The following is a 520-nucleotide window of genomic DNA, read 5'->3' as shown; positions in this document are numbered from 1 at the left end:
CTCCTATGTCGCCAACAATGCGGATGCGGTCGCCACCGGCGCCTTCGTCACCGACGTGTTCACCTACCAGGTGAAGGACCCGAGCGGCGGCACGTCGAACGCGACGCTGACCATCCAGGTCGCCGGGCAGGCCGACACCCTCACCGCCGTCACGCCGACCACGACGGTGATCACCAACACCCAAGGCCTGAACGGCGAGTACTACGGCTACAACGACAGCACCGTCAACGGCAACCGCCGCCACAGCGACGACGCCAGCGTCGGCAACCTCGACCGCGTGTCCGACTTCAACACGCTGGTCAACGCGCGCAACGCGGCGATGGGCGGCAGCAACAACATCCTCGGCACCTCGACGGCCGCCGTCACCGGCACCGTCGACGCCCGCTTCGTCGCCAAGACCATCGACTACGGCAGCGCACCCGACGTCAGCAACTCGCTCGGCTCGAACAGGAACGTCGCGGCCGGCGGATCCACCGCGCCCCTGACCGACAACAACAGCTCGCTGTACAAGTTCCTGCAC

Annotated in this window: 1 protein-coding gene; it reads left to right on the top strand. The window is 67.1% G+C overall.

Annotated features, from left to right (window positions below; genetic code table 11):
* Positions 1-520, top strand: a 520-nt coding sequence (locus AC1D15_RS36600) for a hypothetical protein (protein ID WP_477829951.1), incomplete at both ends; no start/stop codon positions are given.

It is taken from the genome of Rhizobacter sp. P2_H2, assembly GCF_056403375.1.
Note: the sequence above shows the minus strand (reverse complement) of the source record. Positions and strands in the feature narration are given on the sequence as shown.